The organism is Bacillus cereus group sp. MYBK15-3 (assembly GCF_051916765.1).
Taxonomy (GTDB): Bacteria; Bacillota; Bacilli; order Bacillales; family Bacillaceae_G; genus Bacillus_A; species Bacillus_A cereus.
Window position 1 is genome coordinate 1,546,146 of the sequence record NZ_JBQAHG010000001.1, and the last position, 18,914, is coordinate 1,565,059.

An 18,914-nucleotide genomic window follows, 5' to 3' on the forward strand; every position below is an offset into this window, starting at 1 on the left:
ATAATTGTTCAGCATACCTCTCGTAAGCCCATTCCGTATATGGCACCGTACCGGGCTCCCACCTATTCCCGGCTCTCTGTAACGTCTCCAATATACGTACTCTTCTTACTTAAACGATTTCATTTATTTAATTTTTTATACACAAAAAGAGAGTACTCATCCTATAGAAAGGACGGGTACTCCCGTGGTGCCACCTTAATTCGTTACAAATGTAACGCACTTTACCGTATCAAAAACAATACGTGTCTCTTGTATCGATGAGATCATGTCGCCAAAGCCTACTTCTTTCGTTTCGGTTTGGAAGCTCCGAAGCCCATTCCACATCAATTCCATACTGATTCGCACCAACCATCAGCTCTCTGACATGTTCATCATGTGTACTCTTCTTCATCAACGCTTGCATTTTTTTAAGTTGCACTCATTATAGACCTGACTTTTTTCACAAGTCAATACTTTTTTAAAAATTTTATTTTTCTTTCCTTTCAATATTATATTGACAAAACAACCTCTTTTTATGTAAATATAATAAATACTCTATTAAAAATAAGGTTTTTTGTATGAATATTATATATTAAAAAAGTAAAATGACATCAAAAAACGCTTACATTTCTGAAAATTCGTATTTCTATATGGATTTTTCAGAATAATCATGATAGATTATAAAGTGAAACTTTAATCAGTAGAGGGTGTTCATCCCCACTGATTATTAGTTGAATCAATCGGGCATTAACGGACAGTTGATCTCCCACCTAACTTCCTTGCCCAGCCAATTTTAAGGTGGGAGTTTTGCTGCCCGTTAATGCGGGATAAATATGCATAACGCATCAAAAGACCTGACAAAAGAAAGGGGAACTACATGAGTACGCAGATGTTAACTTTAACTTCTATCTCTATTTACATGCTCGGGATGTTAGTAATCGGCTATTTCGCCTACAAACGAACGTCCAACTTAACAGATTATATGCTTGGCGGGCGTACACTAGGCCCCGCAGTAACAGCATTAAGTGCTGGAGCATCCGATATGAGTGGTTGGCTTTTAATGGGATTACCCGGTGCAATGTTTAGCGTTGGATTAAGTAGTAGTTGGATTGCGATCGGCCTAACACTAGGCGCATACGCAAACTGGCTTTATGTCGCTCCTCGCTTACGTACCTACTCAGAAATTGCAAATAACTCTATTACTATTCCAGAATTTTTGGAACACCGTTTCCACGACAAATCTCATATGCTACGCTTAGTATCCGGACTTGTTATTATGATTTTCTTTACTTTTTATGTAGCTTCAGGATTAGTTTCAGGCGCTGTATTATTTGAAAATTCATTTGGCATGAACTATCATGTTGGATTATTCATTGTTGCAGGCGTTGTTGTCGCTTACACATTATTTGGTGGTTTCTTAGCAGTAAGTTGGACAGACTTCGTACAAGGAATCATTATGGTGGTCGCTCTTATTCTTGTTCCTATCGTAACAATTATGAATTCGAACGGACTTGGACCTGCATTTGATACAATTCGATCTGTAGATCCAACACGTCTAGATATTTTTAAAGGTGCCTCTACTTTAGGAATGATTTCTCTATTCGCATGGGGCCTTGGTTATGTCGGACAACCTCATATTATCGTACGCTTTATGGCAATTTCTTCTGTAAAAGAACTTAAAAGTGCACGAAGAATTGGTATGAGCTGGATGATTTTCTCTGTTGTTGGAGCTATGTTTACTGGTCTTATTGGTATTGCTTACTATTCACAACAAGAGTTGACATTATCTAATCCAGAGACAATTTTCCTTGAACTTGGGAAAATTTTATTCCATCCACTTATTACTGGATTTTTATTAGCAGCCATTCTAGCAGCGATTATGAGTACAATTTCATCACAGCTACTCGTTACTTCTAGTGCTGTAACTGAAGATTTATATCGTACATTCTTCAAACGTTCTGCATCTGATAAAGAACTTGTATTTGTCGGTCGTATGGCTGTACTTGTTATTGCATTAGTTGGGTGCGCATTAGCGTTTAAACAAAATGATACGATTTTAGCTCTTGTTGGATACGCTTGGGCTGGATTTGGTTCTTCATTCGGACCTGCTATTTTATTAAGCTTATATTGGAAACGTATGACGAAGTGGGGCGCACTTGCCGGTATGATTTCTGGTGCCGCTACTGTTATTATATGGACTCAATTCAAATTCTTAAAAGATTTCTTATATGAAATGATTCCAGGTTTCGCTATTAGTTTACTAGCCATCGTAATTGTTAGTTTACTAACACAACCTTCAAAAGAAGTTAAAGAGCAATTTGAGGATTTCGAAAAACAACATCGTCATAATTTATAAAAAAATCTCTGCTGTTATCATAACAGCAGAGATTTTTTACAGTTCGACAATCTTTTTATCAAATTTAACAAATTCTTTATGTTTCGTTAAATTTAACATAACACTACTCCTTTATAGTATGAGTATCAGCACTTATACAGAAAGGGGACTCCAACATGTTAGCAGCTTTCCAGCAACAACAAACACGAAAATTTTCACCTATCACAAATACTTCTGCGTCTTGTTTAAACATGCAACCTAACCCGCCTAAAATTTCAATTGCTCCTTCTGTTATTTCAGTCATCGGTGTTCATATGGAAAAACATAAATTAAAAATAAAAACGGGACAAAACATTGTGTTATCAGCTTCTATTTTACCAATACAAGCAACGAATAAAGAGCTTATTTGGTCAAATATGAATTCTGATATCATCACCATATATCCAAAAGGTGACACCGTGACGATTACTGGAAAAAGTGCAGGTAAAGCAGTCGTAATTGTCACAACTGCTGAAGGCAAATTTCGTGACCTATGTGTCATTCATGTACAACCTTATATGACAAATCCAAAGTAAAAGAGTGGCTTCGTAGCCACTCTTTTACTTGATTTCAATATTTGAGTTTTTACTTTTTACAAGGTTAATAAAAAATTGGATATAACCATACATTTTTTTTGATGGAAATTCTACTAAACTTTCCCCGTCTTGATTTAAGTCAATGAATCTCCTTCTCTTCCCTATTACAATGAAAACAATATTAGAAAAGGAGGACATATTATGACTGAACGAAAGTACGCCTTATTTGCTAGCACATCTCTTCTTGTTATGGCATTCATTGCATTTTTCTCTTACGGTTTTGTTCATGGAAACCTCGTTATACAAGGAGATGCGAGTACAACATTCCATAATATCCAAACTTCAAATTCACTTTTCAAAGCGGAAGTTTTTGGGTGGATTATCATTTTTATCACTGATATTGTCGCTGCGTGGGCTCTTTATTTCTTTCTAAAACCAATTCATACTAGCCTCTCATTACTAGCCGCTTTGCTTCGTCTTATGTATACAGCTATACTTGGGATTGCTATATTCAATCTAATATTGGCATTATTGCTTTCAAAAAATACAATTGCAAATCCAGAAACATATACAATGTTGTTTCTCAGTGCATTCGAATACATTTGGTCTGTAGGATTGATCATTTTTGGATTGCATCTTTTCGTTTTAGGCTATGTAGCTTTTCTCTCTAAACAGATACCAAAGTTTATTAGTATACTGCTGTTCATTGCTGCTACCGGTTATATGCTAATTCACGTCATGAATACAATGTTTACACAATACGATACAATGATTTCACTCATACAATCACTATTCCAATTACCTATGATTGCAGGTGAATTAGGACTTGCGATATGGCTACTATTGAAAGGTGGTAAACACTCTAATTAAGCCGTTTCTTAATTCTACTTAATGATTCTGGTGTCATGCCAAGATAGCTTGCTAGCTGATATTGTGGAACGCGATGAATTAAATACGGGCGTTTTCGTAACAATGTTTTATATCGCTCTTCTGGTGTCGATGAGATAAATACAGCAAGTTCATCTTGTACTTCACCGAAATTGTACTCGATCATTTTACGCGTCATTTCTTCTAATTGTGAATACTTATTATACATGTCCTTTTCACTATGTAGATCACCAACAACTACAGTACAATCTTCTAAACACGTTAACGTATATGATGAAGATTTATCTTGTTTATGATGGTTGAAATTCGAAATTGCCTGTTCTTCTGTATAAAAATTTGATGTAACTTCTTTCCCTGCTTCATCTATACTATGTTGCCTAACGCATCCTTTTAATACAAAATAACATTTTAACGGAACATTTCCTTGTCTTAGGAGCACTGTTCCTTTTTTATATTCTTCAATTTGTAATTCCCTGAGGATCATTTGCTGCTCTTCTTCACTTAGTGTTGTAAATCTATTCATATACTTCTTTAATATCTCTTCCATTTTCCTCCCCCTTCTACGCCCGCATTTCTATAAAACAAAAAGAGAAGTATCATAACTTCTCTTTTCTCCCCTAACACTATAATTCCTGTGTATACACTGGCTCGTTTACGACATTTTTTGCTGTTCGCTTTTGTTGCTGCATTAAGAAAACAGATACACCAAACAATACGAGCATGCTACCGATCATTTGCATTGCATTTAATTTTTCTCCAAGTAAGAAGAACGCAAGTATAGATGCTCCAACAGGTTCTCCTAAAATACTCATTGAAATTGTCGTTGCATTTACATAATTTAATAGCCAGTTATTAATTACATGTGACACTGTCGGCACAACCGCAAGTAAAAGAAAAACAGTCCAATCCCACTTCGTATAACCTGTAAAGGGTACTTGTAATATAACATTATAAATCCCCATAAAAAGACCTGCGAACGCAAAGACTGTAAAGCTATAAATCCAGTGCGATACTTTCTTCACTGTCGTTTGCCCGATAAATAAATAACCGACAACCGCTATTACACTTAGAAAGGATAATATGTCACCATAAATTGCTTGCTTACTTAAACCTAAATCTCCCCAACCAATGCACATTACTCCTAAAATAGCGATTCCCATCGTTGCAATGGCTGAATATGTTGTTCTTTCTTTAAATAGAAAAAAACCTCCAACTAAAGATACGATTGGTTGAAGTGCCAAAATAATTGTTGAACTAGCAACTGTTGTATGCTTTAAAGATTCAAACCATAAAAGAAAATGCAGTGCTAAAAAGAAACCAGATCCAATTAAAAAGCCCCAATCTTTCATTTGAATCCTATTAAATTCCTCTCTTTTTTTCCATACGATAGGCAGCATAATAAGTACGATAATCCATAAGCGGTACATACTTAATATTGAAGATGGTGCTGAGGACATCTTTACAAAAACTGCTGCAAAGGAAATGGCAATTATAGAAATTGCTAATGGTAGTGCGATTGATTTTTCTTGTTTCAAATCCTGTCTCCCCTCTCACCTGTCAAAAATCCCACTTCATTATATCCGTTTTCTTTCGCAACTTAAATACTAATTTTTTAGATTCTTCGTACCATTATGGTAAAATAGAAATTAAGGCACCAATTAGTGAATATTTCTTTCCTTTTCACTACAAGAGTCGCTCTTACAATCGTTACAGTAAATTTTTATTTAGGGGGATCTACATGAGTCAAACAATAGGGAGAATTGAAGAAATTTCATTTTATAGCGCATCACTTCAAGAAGATGTTACACTTCTCGTTTATTTACCAGTAAATTACACACCACTGCACAAACATACAGTTGTAATTGCACAAGATGGTAGAGATTATTTTCAGCTTGGTAAAGCGCACCGTGTAATTGAGCGCCTTCGTGAAACCGAAGAAATTGACCGTACAATTATTGTCGGTATTCCATATAAAAATGTACATGATCGTAAAGAAAAATATTTCCCAAATGAAGTAAAAAATGCTGCATATATTCGTTTCCTTGCTCATGAACTTGCACCATATATTGATGAAAATTATCCAACGTACCAAATGGGAAAAGGTCGTGTTTTAATTGGTGATTCTCTTGGCGGAACAGTTTCCTTTATGACTGCACTTATGTATCCGCATACATTCGGTAAAGTCGTTATGCAATCACCATTTGTGGATGAGACAGTGATGAACTTAGCAAAAGAATTCAAAGATCCACAGGCGTTAGAACTGTATCACGTCATCGGTACAGAAGAAACGGCTGTAAAGCGTACTGATGGACAAGTATCTGATTTCGTAGGGCCGAACCGTGAGTTAAATACGCTTCTTACAGATAGAAACTTCATCACGCATTATGAGGAATTTGAAGGTAATCATACTTGGAAATATTGGCAGACTGATTTACCGAAAGCCTTCTCTCATATTCTATCAATGAAATAATAGAGAGCAGTATTCAGAATAATTTGATATAATAGATAAAGAGATTTATTTATCTCAAAATCTAACTAGACTTACAAAGGGAGGAATTGGAACATGAAATTAGGCATTGTAATTTTTCCATCTAAAATGATTCAAGATAAAGCGAACGGATTGCGTAAACGTTATGACCCGCACTACGCATTAGTTCCGCCACATATTACATTGAAAACACCCTTTGAGGCGCAAGATGAACAATTAGAGTCGATTGTAAACGAGTTACATACAATCGCAAGTAAAACGAACCCTTTCACCCTTCATGTTGGGAAAGTTGGTTCATTCGCACCTGTTAATAACGTCCTTTACTTTAAAGTAGAAAAAACACCTGAACTTACTTTCTTAAATGAAGAAATGCATAGCGGGTTATTCACGCAAGAACGCGAATATGCTTTCGTACCTCATTTAACAATCGGACAAGGCTTATCAGATGCAGAGCATGCTGATGTGTTGGGCCGATTACGTATGAAAGATTTCTATTACGAACAACCAATTGATCGTTTCCATCTTCTATATCAATTAGAAAATGGAACATGGACTGTACACGAAACATTCCGTCTTGGAAAGGGGAACAACTAATTTGCACGCACAGATTGTACAAACGGACGAACAACTAAGAGATGCATTCTCTGTACGTAAACAAGTGTTTGTAAATGAACAACGTGTCTCTGCTGAAGAAGAGTACGATGAGTTTGAAGAAACTTCAACACACGTTGTTATATATGACAATGATGTTCCAGTTGGTGCTGGACGTTTTCGCACCCTTGATGGTATAGGAAAAATGGAACGCATTTGCGTGCTAAATTCCCATCGCAAAAAAGGGATTGGAAAAATTGTTATGGATTCTCTTGAAGCGTATGCAAAAGAAAATTCGCTACCGAAATTGAAACTTCACGCTCAAACACATGCCGAAGATTTCTATAAAAAACTTGGATATGTAACAAGTTCTGATGTATTTATGGAAGCGAATATCCCGCACGTCGTAATGATAAAAGAATTGTAATTTGAAAACAGGAGGTGATCCCTCCTGTTTTTTTACATTGCTATTTTCTTTTTCTTCCGCTAAAGTTAAATGTTGATGCTATAGTTTTGAAGGTGAACATATGACACAAGAAAAATTTTCACAAAAATCGTTAACACACGCTGATATTCCGCGTGCGACATATCATATTCCGAAAACATCTACCCATTTAATTATGGAAGAAGATGTAGATGCGGCTTATTTCCGCGCTCTTGAACAACAAAATGTTTTTTTAAACGAAAAACAATTAGAAGCCGTGCGCACAACAGAAGGTCCTGTTCTTACACTAGCTGGTGCCGGAAGCGGGAAAACATCTGTTTTAACAACTCGCGTTGGTTATTTAGTAAATGTAAAACAAGTTCATCCACGAAATATTTTATTACTTACATTTACACAAAAAGCAGCTGAAGAAATACGAAGTCGTGTTGCGAAGTTACCAGGTATGAATCATGCAGCAAGTAGCTACGTAGTTGCTGGTACATTCCACTCTGTTTTCTTAAAATTACTTCGTAGTCAAGGTTATAATCAGCAAATTTTAGCAAATGAAAAACATAAACAAATTATGATAAAGAAAATCTTAAAAGAATTGCGTTTAAAAGACGATTATGATGCTGAAACGATGCTCGCGATGATTTCACTTGAGAAAAACAAATTAAATCGTCCGAAAGATGTAAAAGCGAAAACACCAGTCGAACAAGAATTTAAAGAAGTATACGAACGTTTTGAAGAGGTAAAACAAAGATACAATTATATTGATTTCGATGACATCTTATTGGAAACATATTATATGTTAGAAAATAATGCTCCTTTACTAACTCAATTACAACAACGTTTTCACTACATTGAAGTAGATGAGTTTCAAGATACATCGTATGCACAATATGAAATCGTAAAATTGTTAGCCACGCCAAGAAATAATTTATTTATCGCAGGTGATGACGACCAGGCGATATACGGCTGGCGAGGAGCAAGTCACCAAATTATTTTATCTTTTCCAAAAGAATTTGATAACACAACAATCATTGCACTAAATACGAATTATCGATCCAATCCCTTTATCGTCGGGCTTGGAAATGAAGTTATAAAATTAAATCAAGAACGTTTTGATAAAGAGCTATACTCTGTTCGTGAGGAAGGTGTACAACCTTTTTATGCAAGACCTGCTACGACTCTTGATGAAGCAAATCAAATTTTGCAGCTTATTCAAGAAAAAGTAGAGAGTGGTGAACGTAACTTTAAAGATTTTTGTTTACTGTATCGCACACATTCTGTAAGTCGTTCGTTACTTGATCAGCTTACCATTCATAAAATCCCGTTTATTAAACACGGAGCGAGCCAATCATTTTATGAACATTCTTTAATTAAGCCTGTATTAGATCATTTAAGACTCGTGATTGAGCCGTTTCGACTAGAATCACTTTCAAACATATTGCCGACGATGTATATCGGACGTGATGATTGTATTTCATTTATTGAACGTGAACAATGGAAATATGGTGAGGGGCGCTTCCCTTCTCTTCTTCATTTCTTACTATTAAATCCAAGCTTAAAACCTTTTCAAGTGAAAAAGGTAAATGAGCGCATCGATTTTATTAAGTTTATTAAAGAATTAGAACCGAAAAAAGCATTAAAAGAAATCATTCATGGTAAAGGAAAATATTTAGAGTACTTACAAAGTAACGATCGTTCTTCCTTTACAATGCATAAAGACATACAAGAAGAAATGTTGGAAGAATTAATGGAGTCTGCAACTCGTTTCACCGATATTCCAGCTTATTTACAATTTATCGACGAGGCGATTCAAGGTCAAAAAGAAATGGAAGCATTAAAAACAATGCCGCAAAAAGATGCCGTTTCACTTATGTCAATTCATAACGCAAAAGGCCTTGAATTTCCATGTGTCTTTTTACTTGGAGCGAGTGATGGAATCCTGCCTCATACTTCTTCTTTAAAAGATGCAAATGATCGTGTTACGGAAACTTCTGAAGCGTTAGAAGAAGAACGCCGATTACTTTATGTTGCCATTACACGTGCGAAAGAAGAACTTTACATTTCTTCTCCGCAATTTTTCAGAGGAAAGAAATTAGATATATCTCGTTTTTTATATACTGTGCGAAAAGATTTACCTGAAAAGACATCCACTAAATAAGGATGTCTTTTTTTATATCACGTTATGTACATCCCTCCTATATAAATTCCTTGTTTTTATCGTGAGAATTAACGTAATATCAGCCATATCCCACTCATATTGTAATAGTGTATGTCAGAACTCACGAGAAGGAGTGAACATAATGAGCTGCAATTGTAATGAAGATCATCAACATGAGTGTGATTTCAACTGTGTATCGAATGTTGTTCGTTTTATACATGAACTACAAGAATGTGCAACGACAACATGTGGATCTGGTTGCGAAGTTCCATTTTTAGGTGCACATAACAATGCATCAGTAGCGAATACACGTCCTTTTATTTTATACACAAAAACTGGAGAACCTTTTGAAGCATTTGCACCATCTTCAAGCCTTACTAGCTGCCGATCTCCTATTTTCCGCGTAGAAAGTATAGATGATGATGACTGTGCTGTATTGCGTGTATTAACTGTAGTTTTAGGTGATGGTACCGCTGTACCACCTGGTGACGACCCAATCTGTACGTTTTTAGCTGTACCAAATGCAAGACTAATATCAACCTCCACTTGCATTACTGTTGATTTAAGTTGCTTCTGCGCTATTCAATGCTTACGTGATGTTTCTATTTAAAACTAAATAATGAGTTAAGCATGGATTGGGTGGCAGAGTATTCTGCCACCCAATCCATGCTTAAAGAGTATTCTTATGTAAATTTCTTAAAATTGGGAACTTGTCTAGAACATAGAACCTGTCCTTTTCATTAACTGAAAGTAGAAACAGATAAAGGAGTGAAAAACATGTTCTCTTCTGATTGCGAATTTACTAAAATCGATTGTGAGGCGAAGCCAGCTAGTACACTACCTGCCTTTGGTTTTGCTTTCAACGCGTCTGCACCTCAGTTTGCTTCACTATTTACACCACTATTATTACCTAGCGTAAGTCCAAACCCAAATATTACTGTTCCTGTAATAAATGATACAGTAAGTGTCGGAGATGGCATTCGAATTCTACGAGCTGGTATTTATCAAATTAGTTATACATTAACAATTAGTCTTGATAACGTACCTACTGCACCAGAAGCTGGTCGTTTCTTCTTATCATTAAATACACCAGCTAACATTATTCCTGGATCAGGTACAGCAGTTCGTTCTAACGTTATTGGTACTGGTGAAGTAGACGTATCCAGCGGTGTTATTCTTATTAACTTAAATCCTGGTGACTTAATTCAAATTGTGCCAGTTCAGTTAATTGGAACTGTAGACATTCGTGCTGCAGCATTAACAGTTGCACAAATTAGCTAGTAAAAAGCGGTATTTCTTATACAGAAATACCGCTTTTTATATATAATAAAAAACACTCACAGTAGCATGAGTGTTTCATTCTTCATATTGTTTTATTGTGTTCTTCTTTTTCCCACAATTGCATCCCTTTTTCTTCACAAATCCTTGTTGTTGTAATTGTTCTTGATATGCCTGTTGTTGTGCTTGGTGTTGTTGCTGTATATGATACCACTGCTGCAGGTCATATGAATTCTGCCTTAGATTATTGCTCACAGCAAACATCTCCTCTACTGTCAATTCTGTCTATTTACTATATGAACAACTCTTTATTTCCGTTCCCTCATTCTTTTAAACTCCGCTTTTTCTCGTATTATGAAAATATATTATTCTCCCATAAAATATCCTGTAATTGTTTCAATGATTGCTGCCGCTCCTGCAATAGCTAATAATGCAAGTAACGGTTCCGCAACGATAGGGATCCAATTATATAAGACTAATAAAAAAGCACTAACCCATACACCTGTACACCAATAACAGCTTAATAATTCGCCAATCCACTTTCTTAATCCATTACCTTTCACTTTTGTAAACGTTGATACACTTCCATCCGGCTCCGTAATCTCTAATTCATCAATAAATGGTCTTCGCAAAAAGGCTGTAATTTTATCATAAACAATTAAACGAGTGAGCCTAAAAGCAGCTAACGCAAAAATAAAAAATAAAAGCCAGCTTGTAAACAGCATAATTCCACCTACCCTTATCCTCTTTCGCCTATTTAAAAAAAAAGGTCTTGAGATTGTGACCAAATCTCCTCGACTCCAATATCTTATTAATGTAAATACAAACAAGAAGATAAGGAGTGACATTAATGAGTTGTAACGAAAATAAACACCATGGCTCTTCTCATTGTGTAGTTGACGTTGTAAAATTCATCAATGAATTACAAGATTGTTCTACAACAACATGTGGATCTGGTTGTGAAATCCCATTTTTAGGTGCACACAATACTGCATCAGTAGCAAATACACGCCCTTTTATTTTATACACAAAAACTGGAGAACCTTTTGAAGCATTTGCACCATCTTCAAGCCTTACTAGCTGCCGATCTCCAATTTTCCGTGTGGAAAGTGTAGATGATGATAGCTGTGCTGTGCTACGTGTATTAACTGTAGTATTAGGTGACGGTACTCCGGTACCACCTGGTGACGATCCAATTTGTACGTTTTTAGCTGTACCAAATGCAAGATTAATATCTACAACTACTTGCATTACTGTTGATTTAAGCTGTTTCTGTGCGATTCAATGCTTACGCGACGTTTCTATCGTAAAGTAAACTAAAAAACTATTGGGGTGGTAGAAGCTTTCTACCACCTTTACATATTTAAAAACCGGCCATACTAATCGATTGGATATCATCTATAGACAACCTAATATCTCTCATACTATTTTGCGGCATAATAGATACAATGCCATGACGATACGATATGATCGATCCAACATATGAGACTGTAGCTGTTTTTATTCTGCATCTTACTTTCGGAATGTAATGAGGGCGGTTTAGTAAAAAATGAATTTTTTCATCATTATTCATATCCTTAAATGATTTATTATACGGGACAGTTCTTACTGGTTCTGGTTCTTGCTCTTCTTGTTCTATGTGTTCTTCTTTTTCTTCTTCTATTTTTTCTTCCACTTGCTGCTCTTCTTGTTGTTCTTGTTCTATTACCTCTTCCACAGCACTTCTTACAATATTTTCCTGTCTATTACTTTTCTCTTTTTGATCTTCATTTTCAAAGTTTGTCAGGATAATCCTTTTTATTTTCGGTGCAGCAAGTTCTAAACTTACTTGCGTGATATATAACAACGGTTTTCCAACTGTTGAACTTTTATTTTTATTCTTCACACTCGTCCCTCCCACTTCCATACGTAGCTAAATAAATCGTGTACTATTATAGTTATATTCATCACGTGGTAAGAACTTTCGTTAAAAATCGTTCTTTCTAAGAACAAATAAAAAGGACAATCTCAGCATTTAGAGATTGTCCTTTAAAAATTAATATTATATTTATCCTAGGATATGATACCCTGAATCAACATGAATGTTTTCTCCTGTTACACCGCGTGCTAAATCACTGAATAGGAATACTGCTGTATCGCCAACTTCTTCTTGCGTTGTTGTACGACGAAGTGGTGCGCGCTCCTCAATTTCTCTTAAGATTGAGTTGAAATCGCCTACACCTTTTGCAGATAACGTACGAATTGGTCCTGCAGAAATAGCGTTAACACGAATACCGTGTTGACCTAAATCGTTCGCTAAATATTTCACGCTCGCTTCTAATGAAGCTTTCGCAACACCCATAACGTTATAATTTTTCACAACGCGCTCGCCGCCAAGGTATGTTAATGTTAAAATATTTCCGCCTTCTGTCATTACTTTCTTCGCTTCTCTTGCTACAGCTGTTAAAGAGAATGCGCTAATATTTTGTGCAAGTAAAAATCCATCGCGAGAAGTATCTACAAATTCACCTTTTAAGTCATCGCGATTTGCAAAAGCAATACAATGTGCTACACCGTGAATAGTACCTACTTCTTGTTTAATTGTTTCAAAGCAAGCTGTAAGTTCCTCATCATTCGTTACATCACAAGGTAATACAAGTGATTCTTGTCCTTCTAATGTGTCCGCTAATTCACGAACGTTTCTTTCTAAACGTTCTCCTGCATATGTGAATATTAATTTTGCACCTGCATTATGCAAAGAGCGAGCTATTCCCCATGCAATACTTCTTTGGTTCGCAACGCCCATAACAACAAATGTTTTCCCTTGTAATAGTTCCATGATATATCCTCCCAGAAATACTTATACTTGTTATTAGTACCTGATACTATAATTATAGTACCATAAAACCGCTTAAAGGCAAACAAAAAAGTCATTAACAGAAATTTGTTAATGACTTTTGGTTTCTATAAAAAACCGCTCTAATCCTTCTTCCCAAGACGGCATTTGTGAAAAACCATTTAATCGTAGCATGTTATGTTGAAAGATAGAATATTTGGGCCTCGCAGCTGCAGCCCCGAATTCTTCCGTTGAAACAGGTAATACATTCACTTTCATATTGGCGTATGAAAATATCTTTTGTGCAAATTCAAACCAAGAGCATGAACCACTGTTTGATACGTGGTATGTACCGTATAAAGAAGTATGAATGAGCTTATTAATAACCATATTTAAATCCGCCACATACGTAGGAGAGCCAACTTGATCCGCTACAACGGATATTTCATCTCTTTCTTTTCCTAATCGCATCATCGTTTTCACGAAATTATTTCCATATTTACCATATAGCCACGATGTGCGAACGATAAAATATTTATTATGTAACTCTTTGACGAACTGCTCCCCCGCATACTTAGAGGCCCCATATATATTTATCGGCGCTGGACTATGAAATTCGTCGTATCCATCTGGTCTGGCACCTTGAAATACATAATCAGTACTAATATAAACTAGCTTCGCCCCTACTAATTGTGAAGCAACCGCTACATTTCGAGCTCCGATTGCATTTATTCTATACGCAAAATCCTGTTCTTTCTCCGCATGATCTACTTTCGTATAGGCAGCACAATGAATAATTATATGTGGTTTTATTTCTTGTACCACTTGTTGTATTCGGGATATATTTGTCACATCTAATAACTTTTTATCAAATGGATATATATCATATTCTTCAGAGTCTAACTCTTCAAATAGTTGCTTTCCTAATTGACCGTTTGCTCCTGTTATGATAACCCTCTCTTTCATTTAACATGCCCCTTACTAATCTTTTAGTGGTTTCCACCATTCCTTATTCTTTTCATACCATTTCACCGTCTCTTGTAATCCTTGTTCAAACGTGTATTTCGGTTCCCAATCAAATTCATTCTTCATTTTCTCTGCATCAATCGCATAACGACGATCGTGCCCTAAACGATCTGTAACATATTCAATGTCTTTTTTTGTTTTTCCTAAAAGAGTAATAATTTGTTCCACAACTTCTACATTTGTTTTTTCATTATTTCCACCTATATTATATACTTCTCCTACACGTCCCTTATGCAGAACAACATCAATCGCACTGCAATGATCCGTTACATGTAACCAATCTCTTACATTTAAACCATCACCATATAACGGTAGTTTTTTTCCTTCTAGTGCATTCGTAACCATTAATGGAATTAATTTTTCAGGATACTGGTACGGTCCATAATTGTTAGAACAACGCGTTACTATAACCGGTAATTGATATGTTTTATAGTAAGATAGAGCTATCATGTCCGCGCTCGCCTTACTTGAAGAATATGGACTATTTGGAGCTAACGGCGTTTTCTCTGTGAACTTCCCTGTTTTTCCTAAAGAGCCATACACTTCATCCGTTGATACTTGCACAAGTTTTATATGCGAATATTTTTTAACTAGTTCTAATAAAGTGACCGTCCCAATTACATTTGTATCATAAAAAGGAATCGGATTTTCAATACTACGGTCCACATGTGATTCGGCTGCAAAATTTACAATCACTTGTACGTTTCGCTCTTTTATAACGTGTTCTAATAGCTCTCCATTTTGAATTTCTCCCTTTACAAAAGAGTAATTCGGGTGATCCAGAAGAGATTTTACGTTATTTAAATTCCCGCTATATGTTAAGGCATCGTAATTAATAATTTTATATGTTTCATAACTTTGTAGCATGTAATGAACGAAATTACTTCCAATAAATCCAGCCCCACCTGTCACTAATATATTCATAAACAACGCTCCTACTTAAAAACTATCTTCATATTTCTCTAATAATGGTAATATCTGATCCTTATCGGACAATATAGGATTGGTTACTGGCCAAGGAATTGCTAAATCTTTATCTTCCCAAAGTAATCCTGAGTCATGCTCTGCGCTATAATATTCATCTACTTTATACATAACGATAGTATGCGGAACAAGCGTGCAAAATCCATGCGCAAACCCTTTTGGCACTAGTAATTGCCGATGGTTATCTGCACTTAAAATATATCCTTTCCATTGTTTAAATGTTGGTGATTTTTTTCGTAAATCAACGATAACATCATAAATTGCCCCTTGCATAACTTGAATGAGTTTCGTTTGTGCTTTCGGTTTTTTTTGAAAGTGTAGTCCCCGAATCGTTCCTGCCTTAGCCGAATAAGATACGTTATCCTGTACAAATGAATACGTTATCCCTAATGTTTCTAGCACCTGCTTATTATAACTCTCTGAAAAAAAGCCACGCTCGTCTCCAAACAACCTCGGTTCTAACAATTTTGCATCGGTAAAATTTGTTTCTACAACTTTCATATTCTCACCTATTCTCCGTTAAACTGTTTCCCAAAATTAATATCACGCGCTAACGTATTCGCCTTTTGAAGCGAAGCATGAGTTCCCGCATCAGTCCACCAGCCGCTCATTTCATTATAAGTAAGTACCCCTCGTTTTAAATACCAATTATTTATATCTGTAATTTCAAGTTCTCCCCGTGCAGAAGGTTTTAATTCTTTAATATAAGAAAAGACTTTCGAATCATACAAATAAATTCCCGTAACCGCATAAGAACTTTTCGGCTCTTTCGGCTTTTCTTCAATTTCAACTATTTTTCGGTTTTGAATATGTGCTACGCCAAATCTTTCGGGATCTTCTACAGATTGCAATAGCACTTTCGCACCTTCTTTTTGATTTGCAAACTCTTCAACATACGGAAGAATATCATCTGAAAAAATATTATCCCCTAATATAACTACCATACGATCATTCCCGACGAAATCTTCACAAAGCCCTAACGCCTGTGCGATCCCGCCCGCTTTATCTTGCACACGATACGTAAAGGACACTCCAAATTCATGACCACTCCCTAAAAAGCTAACAACATCCCCCATATGCTCTTTACCCGTAATAATCATAATATCTGTAATATCGCATTGTTTTAGCTTATATACCGCATGATAAATCATCGGATACCGACCAACAGGAAGTAAATGTTTATTCGTTACTTTCGTTATTGGATATAATCTCGATCCAGTACCACCTGCTAAAATAATTCCTTTCACTTTTCATCTCTCCTTTATGATGGAGATAATATATCTTTGTAATGTTCTACAAACACTTTCCGGTACTTCTCATATGTATCCACATCAAACTCATCCCCGTTGTAATGAATACACCATAAATTTGCTTGATTTGGGATACCGATTAAATAACCAGCCCTTTGAAACTCTAAAGACTGTGACACATCATAAAAGTGAAACCCTTGAAACAAATCTTCTCGCCACGGAATATCATACTGCGTTGCCATGAATAAACCATCAATTGCCTGAACTGACAAAAATGGTTGATTACCATAAAAAACCTGATCTAAATTTAATAATTGATAATTCCGTCTTCTATACTCAATCACTTTCCCTACTAAATTTTTCCCTTCCCACCATATCCCGTTATTCGGTAAAAACTGAGCCCCAGCGACTCCTATTAAACCAAGCTTTTCATTTTCTTTAAACAGAGATATAAGTGTAGAAAACATGTCTCGATTAATAAGATATGTATCTTGATGTATATACACTTTGTATTTCGCTGGATATGAAAGGGCTCGGTTGTAAGCACTTGCCATACTTTGTGCATCTCGTATCGGAAAAATTTGTACTGTGTAACCTGGGGGAACAAAAATGTTTCTTATTTGGCTCTCACATTGTTTGAAAAGCTCCTCATTATTTACACAAACAACGACTAATATTGTATGATCTTTCATTTTTGTCCCCCCTTTTATTCTTCCTTATTTACATCTGACATATAGTGTTCCACAAATATTTTCCGATACTTTTCATAGTTCGTCATATTCACATCAAAATGATAATGGATACACCAAGCATCGCGCTGTACAGGTACACCGACTGTATATCCTGCTTTTTTAAATTCAAATGATTGGGATACATCATAAAAATCAAATCCGTCAAATAAGTCTTCTCGCCACGGAACATCATATTGTGTCGCCATTAATAAACCATCAATACATTCTACAGGAATAAATGTTTTTGATTCATGATACGGTTGTTCTAAACTTGCCATATAAAACAAATCATTCATATAACCAATGACTTTTCCTACAATTCCACGCCCTTCGTTCCATACGCCAGTCGGAGGAACATATTGCGCTCCAACCATCCCAATCATCCCAAGGTTTTCATGTTCCTCAAATAATTGAAGTAATCCGTATAAAAAAGCCCTATTTATAATAAAAACATCTTGATGTAAATACACTTTATACTTCGCTGGATGCGAAACGGCTTGATTGTATCCACTCGTCATACTTTTCGCATTTCGAATCGGCATAAATTGAACAATATACCCTGGCGGTACTAACAATTGCAATATATGTCGCACGCAGTTTGCATACAATTTCCGATCATTTATGCATGTAACAAATAATATTGTTTTGTCTGCAGCACTCATAATTGTGATTTTTCAGCTTCAATAATATACTGAAATACAACTGTCTCAGCCATGAAGCCACTTCCAAGACGATATTTTTTACAAATTCCATATAACTCCTCAATAAGCGGCTCATACATTTTATGATCAACATATACACGATCTACTTTACTAATTGAATATCCTGCTTTTAAAAACATTCTTAGCATTTCATTAAATGTAAAGAAACGAATATGTGTTTTATCTAATAAACCATATTCTGTATACGTCCAATTTCCAGCAAGTAAGGGAGCTAATACTGAAATATGAGCAACGTTTGGTATACTTGCTAAAATCACACCATTTTGCTTTATATATGGCTTAACCTTTTCAATCACAGCCCACGGATCAAATAAATGCTCTAATACATCCCCAAATAGGACGCAATCAAATTGCCCCTCCTCATAAGGAAGATCTATTTTTTCTATATCCCCTAAAATAACATGATCTAGTCTTTCCTTCGCTTTTTCTGCCGCCTCTGGAAATGCCTCTATTCCTGATACACGTGTACCGTTTTCTTTAATAGCTGCTCCCAATGCACCGCTCGAGCAACCAATATCAAGAACTTCTTTCCATTCCTTTTTTATATGCTTTAATAAATTCGGATTCGCTGCATTATAATAATGCTCGGATTTTTCTTCATATAAAGAACTTTTTTCGCGATTCATTTCACACACTCCTTATGCAAATTGAATTAGAA

At 35.7% G+C, this 18,914-nt stretch carries 23 protein-coding genes and 2 other annotated features (1 of these 25 only partly in view); of the genes, 10 read left to right on the plus strand and 13 right to left on the minus strand.

The window, feature by feature from the left end; all coding sequences use genetic code 11:
• Nucleotides 1-123 (minus strand) — a binding site (T-box leader); it reaches 122 nt to the left of the window's first position.
• 42 nt (nt 124-165) lie between these two features.
• Nucleotides 166-403, minus strand: a binding site (T-box leader).
• Nucleotides 404-856: 453 nt separating this feature from the next.
• The 3 genes from putP (at nt 857) to ACTFR8_RS07990 (ending at nt 3,759) form a co-directional block, all read left to right on the plus strand.
• The gene (gene putP, locus ACTFR8_RS07980) at nt 857-2,335 is read left to right on the plus strand and encodes a sodium/proline symporter PutP (RefSeq protein WP_000107211.1); all 1,479 of its coding nucleotides are present in this window, start codon (nt 857-859) and stop codon (nt 2,333-2,335) included.
• A 155-nt stretch (nt 2,336-2,490) separates the two neighbouring features.
• The gene (locus ACTFR8_RS07985) at nt 2,491-2,889 is read left to right on the plus strand and encodes an Ig-like domain-containing protein (RefSeq protein ID WP_000878734.1); all 399 of its coding nucleotides are present in this window, start codon (nt 2,491-2,493) and stop codon (nt 2,887-2,889) included.
• 201 nt (nt 2,890-3,090) lie between these two features.
• Nucleotides 3,091-3,759: a DUF4386 domain-containing protein gene (locus ACTFR8_RS07990; RefSeq protein ID WP_000140099.1), complete on the plus strand. Its 669-nt coding sequence runs from the start codon at nt 3,091-3,093 to the stop codon at nt 3,757-3,759.
• Here ACTFR8_RS07990 and ACTFR8_RS07995 read toward each other — a convergent pair.
• On the minus strand, nt 3,752-4,324 hold the full coding sequence (locus ACTFR8_RS07995; protein WP_070757200.1) for a Crp/Fnr family transcriptional regulator: 573 nt from the start codon (nt 4,322-4,324) through the stop codon (nt 3,752-3,754). The two genes, ACTFR8_RS07990 and ACTFR8_RS07995, sit on opposite strands and share 8 nt — an antisense overlap.
• A gap of 76 nt (nt 4,325-4,400) precedes the next feature.
• The gene (locus ACTFR8_RS08000; RefSeq protein WP_000806941.1) at nt 4,401-5,312 is read right to left on the minus strand and encodes a DMT family transporter; all 912 of its coding nucleotides are present in this window, start codon (nt 5,310-5,312) and stop codon (nt 4,401-4,403) included.
• 203 nt (nt 5,313-5,515) lie between these two features.
• On the opposite strand from ACTFR8_RS08000, the gene ACTFR8_RS08005 reads away from it, so the two are divergent.
• The 6 genes from ACTFR8_RS08005 (at nt 5,516) to exsF (ending at nt 10,731) form a co-directional block, all read left to right on the plus strand.
• Nucleotides 5,516-6,247, plus strand: coding sequence for an alpha/beta hydrolase (locus tag ACTFR8_RS08005; protein ID WP_000084013.1), 732 nt, complete (start codon nt 5,516-5,518; stop codon nt 6,245-6,247).
• Between the two features lie 93 nt (nt 6,248-6,340).
• Nucleotides 6,341-6,859 (plus strand): YjcG family protein, encoded by a 519-nt coding sequence (locus ACTFR8_RS08010; RefSeq protein WP_000765863.1) that lies wholly within the window; start codon nt 6,341-6,343, stop codon nt 6,857-6,859.
• A gap of 1 nt (nt 6,860) precedes the next feature.
• Entirely contained in the window at nt 6,861-7,283 is a 423-nt protein-coding gene (locus tag ACTFR8_RS08015; RefSeq protein ID WP_000543307.1) for a GNAT family N-acetyltransferase, read from the plus strand.
• Nucleotides 7,284-7,383: 100 nt separating this feature from the next.
• Nucleotides 7,384-9,450, plus strand: a complete 2,067-nt coding sequence (locus tag ACTFR8_RS08020) for an ATP-dependent helicase (protein WP_000191204.1) — start codon at nt 7,384-7,386, stop codon at nt 9,448-9,450.
• Nucleotides 9,451-9,592: 142 nt separating this feature from the next.
• Nucleotides 9,593-10,060, plus strand: a complete 468-nt coding sequence (gene cotY, locus ACTFR8_RS08025) for a spore coat protein CotY (RefSeq protein ID WP_001277719.1) — start codon at nt 9,593-9,595, stop codon at nt 10,058-10,060.
• 167 nt (nt 10,061-10,227) lie between these two features.
• Complete coding sequence (gene exsF, locus ACTFR8_RS08030) at nt 10,228-10,731, plus strand: exosporium protein ExsF (RefSeq protein ID WP_000492943.1); 504 nt, start codon at nt 10,228-10,230, stop codon at nt 10,729-10,731.
• Between the two features lie 75 nt (nt 10,732-10,806).
• On the opposite strand, the gene ACTFR8_RS08035 is transcribed toward exsF, so the two are convergent.
• On the minus strand, nt 10,807-10,992 hold the full coding sequence (locus ACTFR8_RS08035) for a hypothetical protein (protein ID WP_021727509.1): 186 nt from the start codon (nt 10,990-10,992) through the stop codon (nt 10,807-10,809).
• Between the two features lie 101 nt (nt 10,993-11,093).
• Entirely contained in the window at nt 11,094-11,453 is a 360-nt protein-coding gene (locus tag ACTFR8_RS08040; RefSeq protein WP_000899664.1) for a DUF1360 domain-containing protein, read from the minus strand.
• A gap of 125 nt (nt 11,454-11,578) precedes the next feature.
• Here ACTFR8_RS08040 and exsY point away from each other — a divergent pair, with 125 nt between their 5' ends.
• The gene (gene exsY / locus ACTFR8_RS08045; RefSeq protein ID WP_001277743.1) at nt 11,579-12,043 is read left to right on the plus strand and encodes an exosporium assembly protein ExsY; all 465 of its coding nucleotides are present in this window, start codon (nt 11,579-11,581) and stop codon (nt 12,041-12,043) included.
• A 48-nt stretch (nt 12,044-12,091) separates the two neighbouring features.
• Here the strand turns inward: exsY and ACTFR8_RS08050 are convergent, their stop codons facing one another.
• The 9 genes from ACTFR8_RS08050 to ACTFR8_RS08090 form a co-directional block, all read right to left on the minus strand.
• Nucleotides 12,092-12,634, minus strand: coding sequence for a spore coat CotO family protein (locus tag ACTFR8_RS08050; protein ID WP_002196304.1), 543 nt, complete (start codon nt 12,632-12,634; stop codon nt 12,092-12,094).
• A 141-nt stretch (nt 12,635-12,775) separates the two neighbouring features.
• Complete coding sequence (gene fabI / locus ACTFR8_RS08055; RefSeq protein ID WP_000421886.1) at nt 12,776-13,546, minus strand: enoyl-ACP reductase FabI; 771 nt, start codon at nt 13,544-13,546, stop codon at nt 12,776-12,778.
• A gap of 108 nt (nt 13,547-13,654) precedes the next feature.
• Nucleotides 13,655-14,509: a dTDP-4-dehydrorhamnose reductase gene (rfbD, locus tag ACTFR8_RS08060; protein ID WP_048568771.1), complete on the minus strand. Its 855-nt coding sequence runs from the start codon at nt 14,507-14,509 to the stop codon at nt 13,655-13,657.
• A gap of 15 nt (nt 14,510-14,524) precedes the next feature.
• Complete coding sequence (rfbB, locus tag ACTFR8_RS08065; protein WP_001024163.1) at nt 14,525-15,493, minus strand: dTDP-glucose 4,6-dehydratase; 969 nt, start codon at nt 15,491-15,493, stop codon at nt 14,525-14,527.
• Nucleotides 15,494-15,508: 15 nt separating this feature from the next.
• On the minus strand, nt 15,509-16,054 hold the full coding sequence (gene rfbC / locus ACTFR8_RS08070) for a dTDP-4-dehydrorhamnose 3,5-epimerase (RefSeq protein ID WP_252209889.1): 546 nt from the start codon (nt 16,052-16,054) through the stop codon (nt 15,509-15,511).
• A gap of 8 nt (nt 16,055-16,062) precedes the next feature.
• Complete coding sequence (locus ACTFR8_RS08075; protein WP_000676160.1) at nt 16,063-16,800, minus strand: sugar phosphate nucleotidyltransferase; 738 nt, start codon at nt 16,798-16,800, stop codon at nt 16,063-16,065.
• 14 nt (nt 16,801-16,814) lie between these two features.
• Nucleotides 16,815-17,495: a glycosyltransferase family protein gene (locus tag ACTFR8_RS08080; RefSeq protein ID WP_252209887.1), complete on the minus strand. Its 681-nt coding sequence runs from the start codon at nt 17,493-17,495 to the stop codon at nt 16,815-16,817.
• A gap of 14 nt (nt 17,496-17,509) precedes the next feature.
• On the minus strand, nt 17,510-18,196 hold the full coding sequence (locus ACTFR8_RS08085; RefSeq protein ID WP_001271191.1) for a glycosyltransferase family protein: 687 nt from the start codon (nt 18,194-18,196) through the stop codon (nt 17,510-17,512).
• Nucleotides 18,193-18,882: a class I SAM-dependent methyltransferase gene (locus tag ACTFR8_RS08090; RefSeq protein WP_001078432.1), complete on the minus strand. Its 690-nt coding sequence runs from the start codon at nt 18,880-18,882 to the stop codon at nt 18,193-18,195. The genes ACTFR8_RS08085 and ACTFR8_RS08090 overlap by 4 nt, the downstream gene beginning before the upstream one ends.
• Nucleotides 18,883-18,914 lie beyond the last annotated feature (32 nt).

What these genes read in the sequence shown, in the direction of transcription:
- putP (WP_000107211.1), top strand. Translation starts at nt 857, where the DNA reads ATGAGTACGCAGATGTTAACTTTAACTTCTATCTCTATTTACATGCTC.
- ACTFR8_RS07985 (WP_000878734.1), top strand. Translation starts at nt 2,491, where the DNA reads ATGTTAGCAGCTTTCCAGCAACAACAAACACGAAAATTTTCACCTATC.
- ACTFR8_RS07990 (WP_000140099.1), top strand. Translation starts at nt 3,091, where the DNA reads ATGACTGAACGAAAGTACGCCTTATTTGCTAGCACATCTCTTCTTGTT.
- ACTFR8_RS07995 (WP_070757200.1), bottom strand. Translation starts at nt 4,324, where the DNA reads ATGGAAGAGATATTAAAGAAGTATATGAATAGATTTACAACACTAAGT.
- ACTFR8_RS08005 (WP_000084013.1), top strand. Translation starts at nt 5,516, where the DNA reads ATGAGTCAAACAATAGGGAGAATTGAAGAAATTTCATTTTATAGCGCA.
- ACTFR8_RS08010 (WP_000765863.1), top strand. Translation starts at nt 6,341, where the DNA reads ATGAAATTAGGCATTGTAATTTTTCCATCTAAAATGATTCAAGATAAA.
- ACTFR8_RS08020 (WP_000191204.1), top strand. Translation starts at nt 7,384, where the DNA reads ATGACACAAGAAAAATTTTCACAAAAATCGTTAACACACGCTGATATT.
- cotY (WP_001277719.1), top strand. Translation starts at nt 9,593, where the DNA reads ATGAGCTGCAATTGTAATGAAGATCATCAACATGAGTGTGATTTCAAC.
- exsF (WP_000492943.1), top strand. Translation starts at nt 10,228, where the DNA reads ATGTTCTCTTCTGATTGCGAATTTACTAAAATCGATTGTGAGGCGAAG.
- ACTFR8_RS08035 (WP_021727509.1), bottom strand. Translation starts at nt 10,992, where the DNA reads ATGTTTGCTGTGAGCAATAATCTAAGGCAGAATTCATATGACCTGCAG.
- ACTFR8_RS08040 (WP_000899664.1), bottom strand. Translation starts at nt 11,453, where the DNA reads ATGCTGTTTACAAGCTGGCTTTTATTTTTTATTTTTGCGTTAGCTGCT.
- exsY (WP_001277743.1), top strand. Translation starts at nt 11,579, where the DNA reads ATGAGTTGTAACGAAAATAAACACCATGGCTCTTCTCATTGTGTAGTT.
- ACTFR8_RS08050 (WP_002196304.1), bottom strand. Translation starts at nt 12,634, where the DNA reads ATGGAAGTGGGAGGGACGAGTGTGAAGAATAAAAATAAAAGTTCAACA.
- fabI (WP_000421886.1), bottom strand. Translation starts at nt 13,546, where the DNA reads ATGGAACTATTACAAGGGAAAACATTTGTTGTTATGGGCGTTGCGAAC.
- rfbD (WP_048568771.1), bottom strand. Translation starts at nt 14,509, where the DNA reads ATGAAAGAGAGGGTTATCATAACAGGAGCAAACGGTCAATTAGGAAAG.
- rfbB (WP_001024163.1), bottom strand. Translation starts at nt 15,493, where the DNA reads ATGAATATATTAGTGACAGGTGGGGCTGGATTTATTGGAAGTAATTTC.
- rfbC (WP_252209889.1), bottom strand. Translation starts at nt 16,054, where the DNA reads ATGAAAGTTGTAGAAACAAATTTTACCGATGCAAAATTGTTAGAACCG.
- ACTFR8_RS08080 (WP_252209887.1), bottom strand. Translation starts at nt 17,495, where the DNA reads ATGAAAGATCATACAATATTAGTCGTTGTTTGTGTAAATAATGAGGAG.
- ACTFR8_RS08085 (WP_001271191.1), bottom strand. Translation starts at nt 18,196, where the DNA reads ATGAGTGCTGCAGACAAAACAATATTATTTGTTACATGCATAAATGAT.
- ACTFR8_RS08090 (WP_001078432.1), bottom strand. Translation starts at nt 18,882, where the DNA reads ATGAATCGCGAAAAAAGTTCTTTATATGAAGAAAAATCCGAGCATTAT.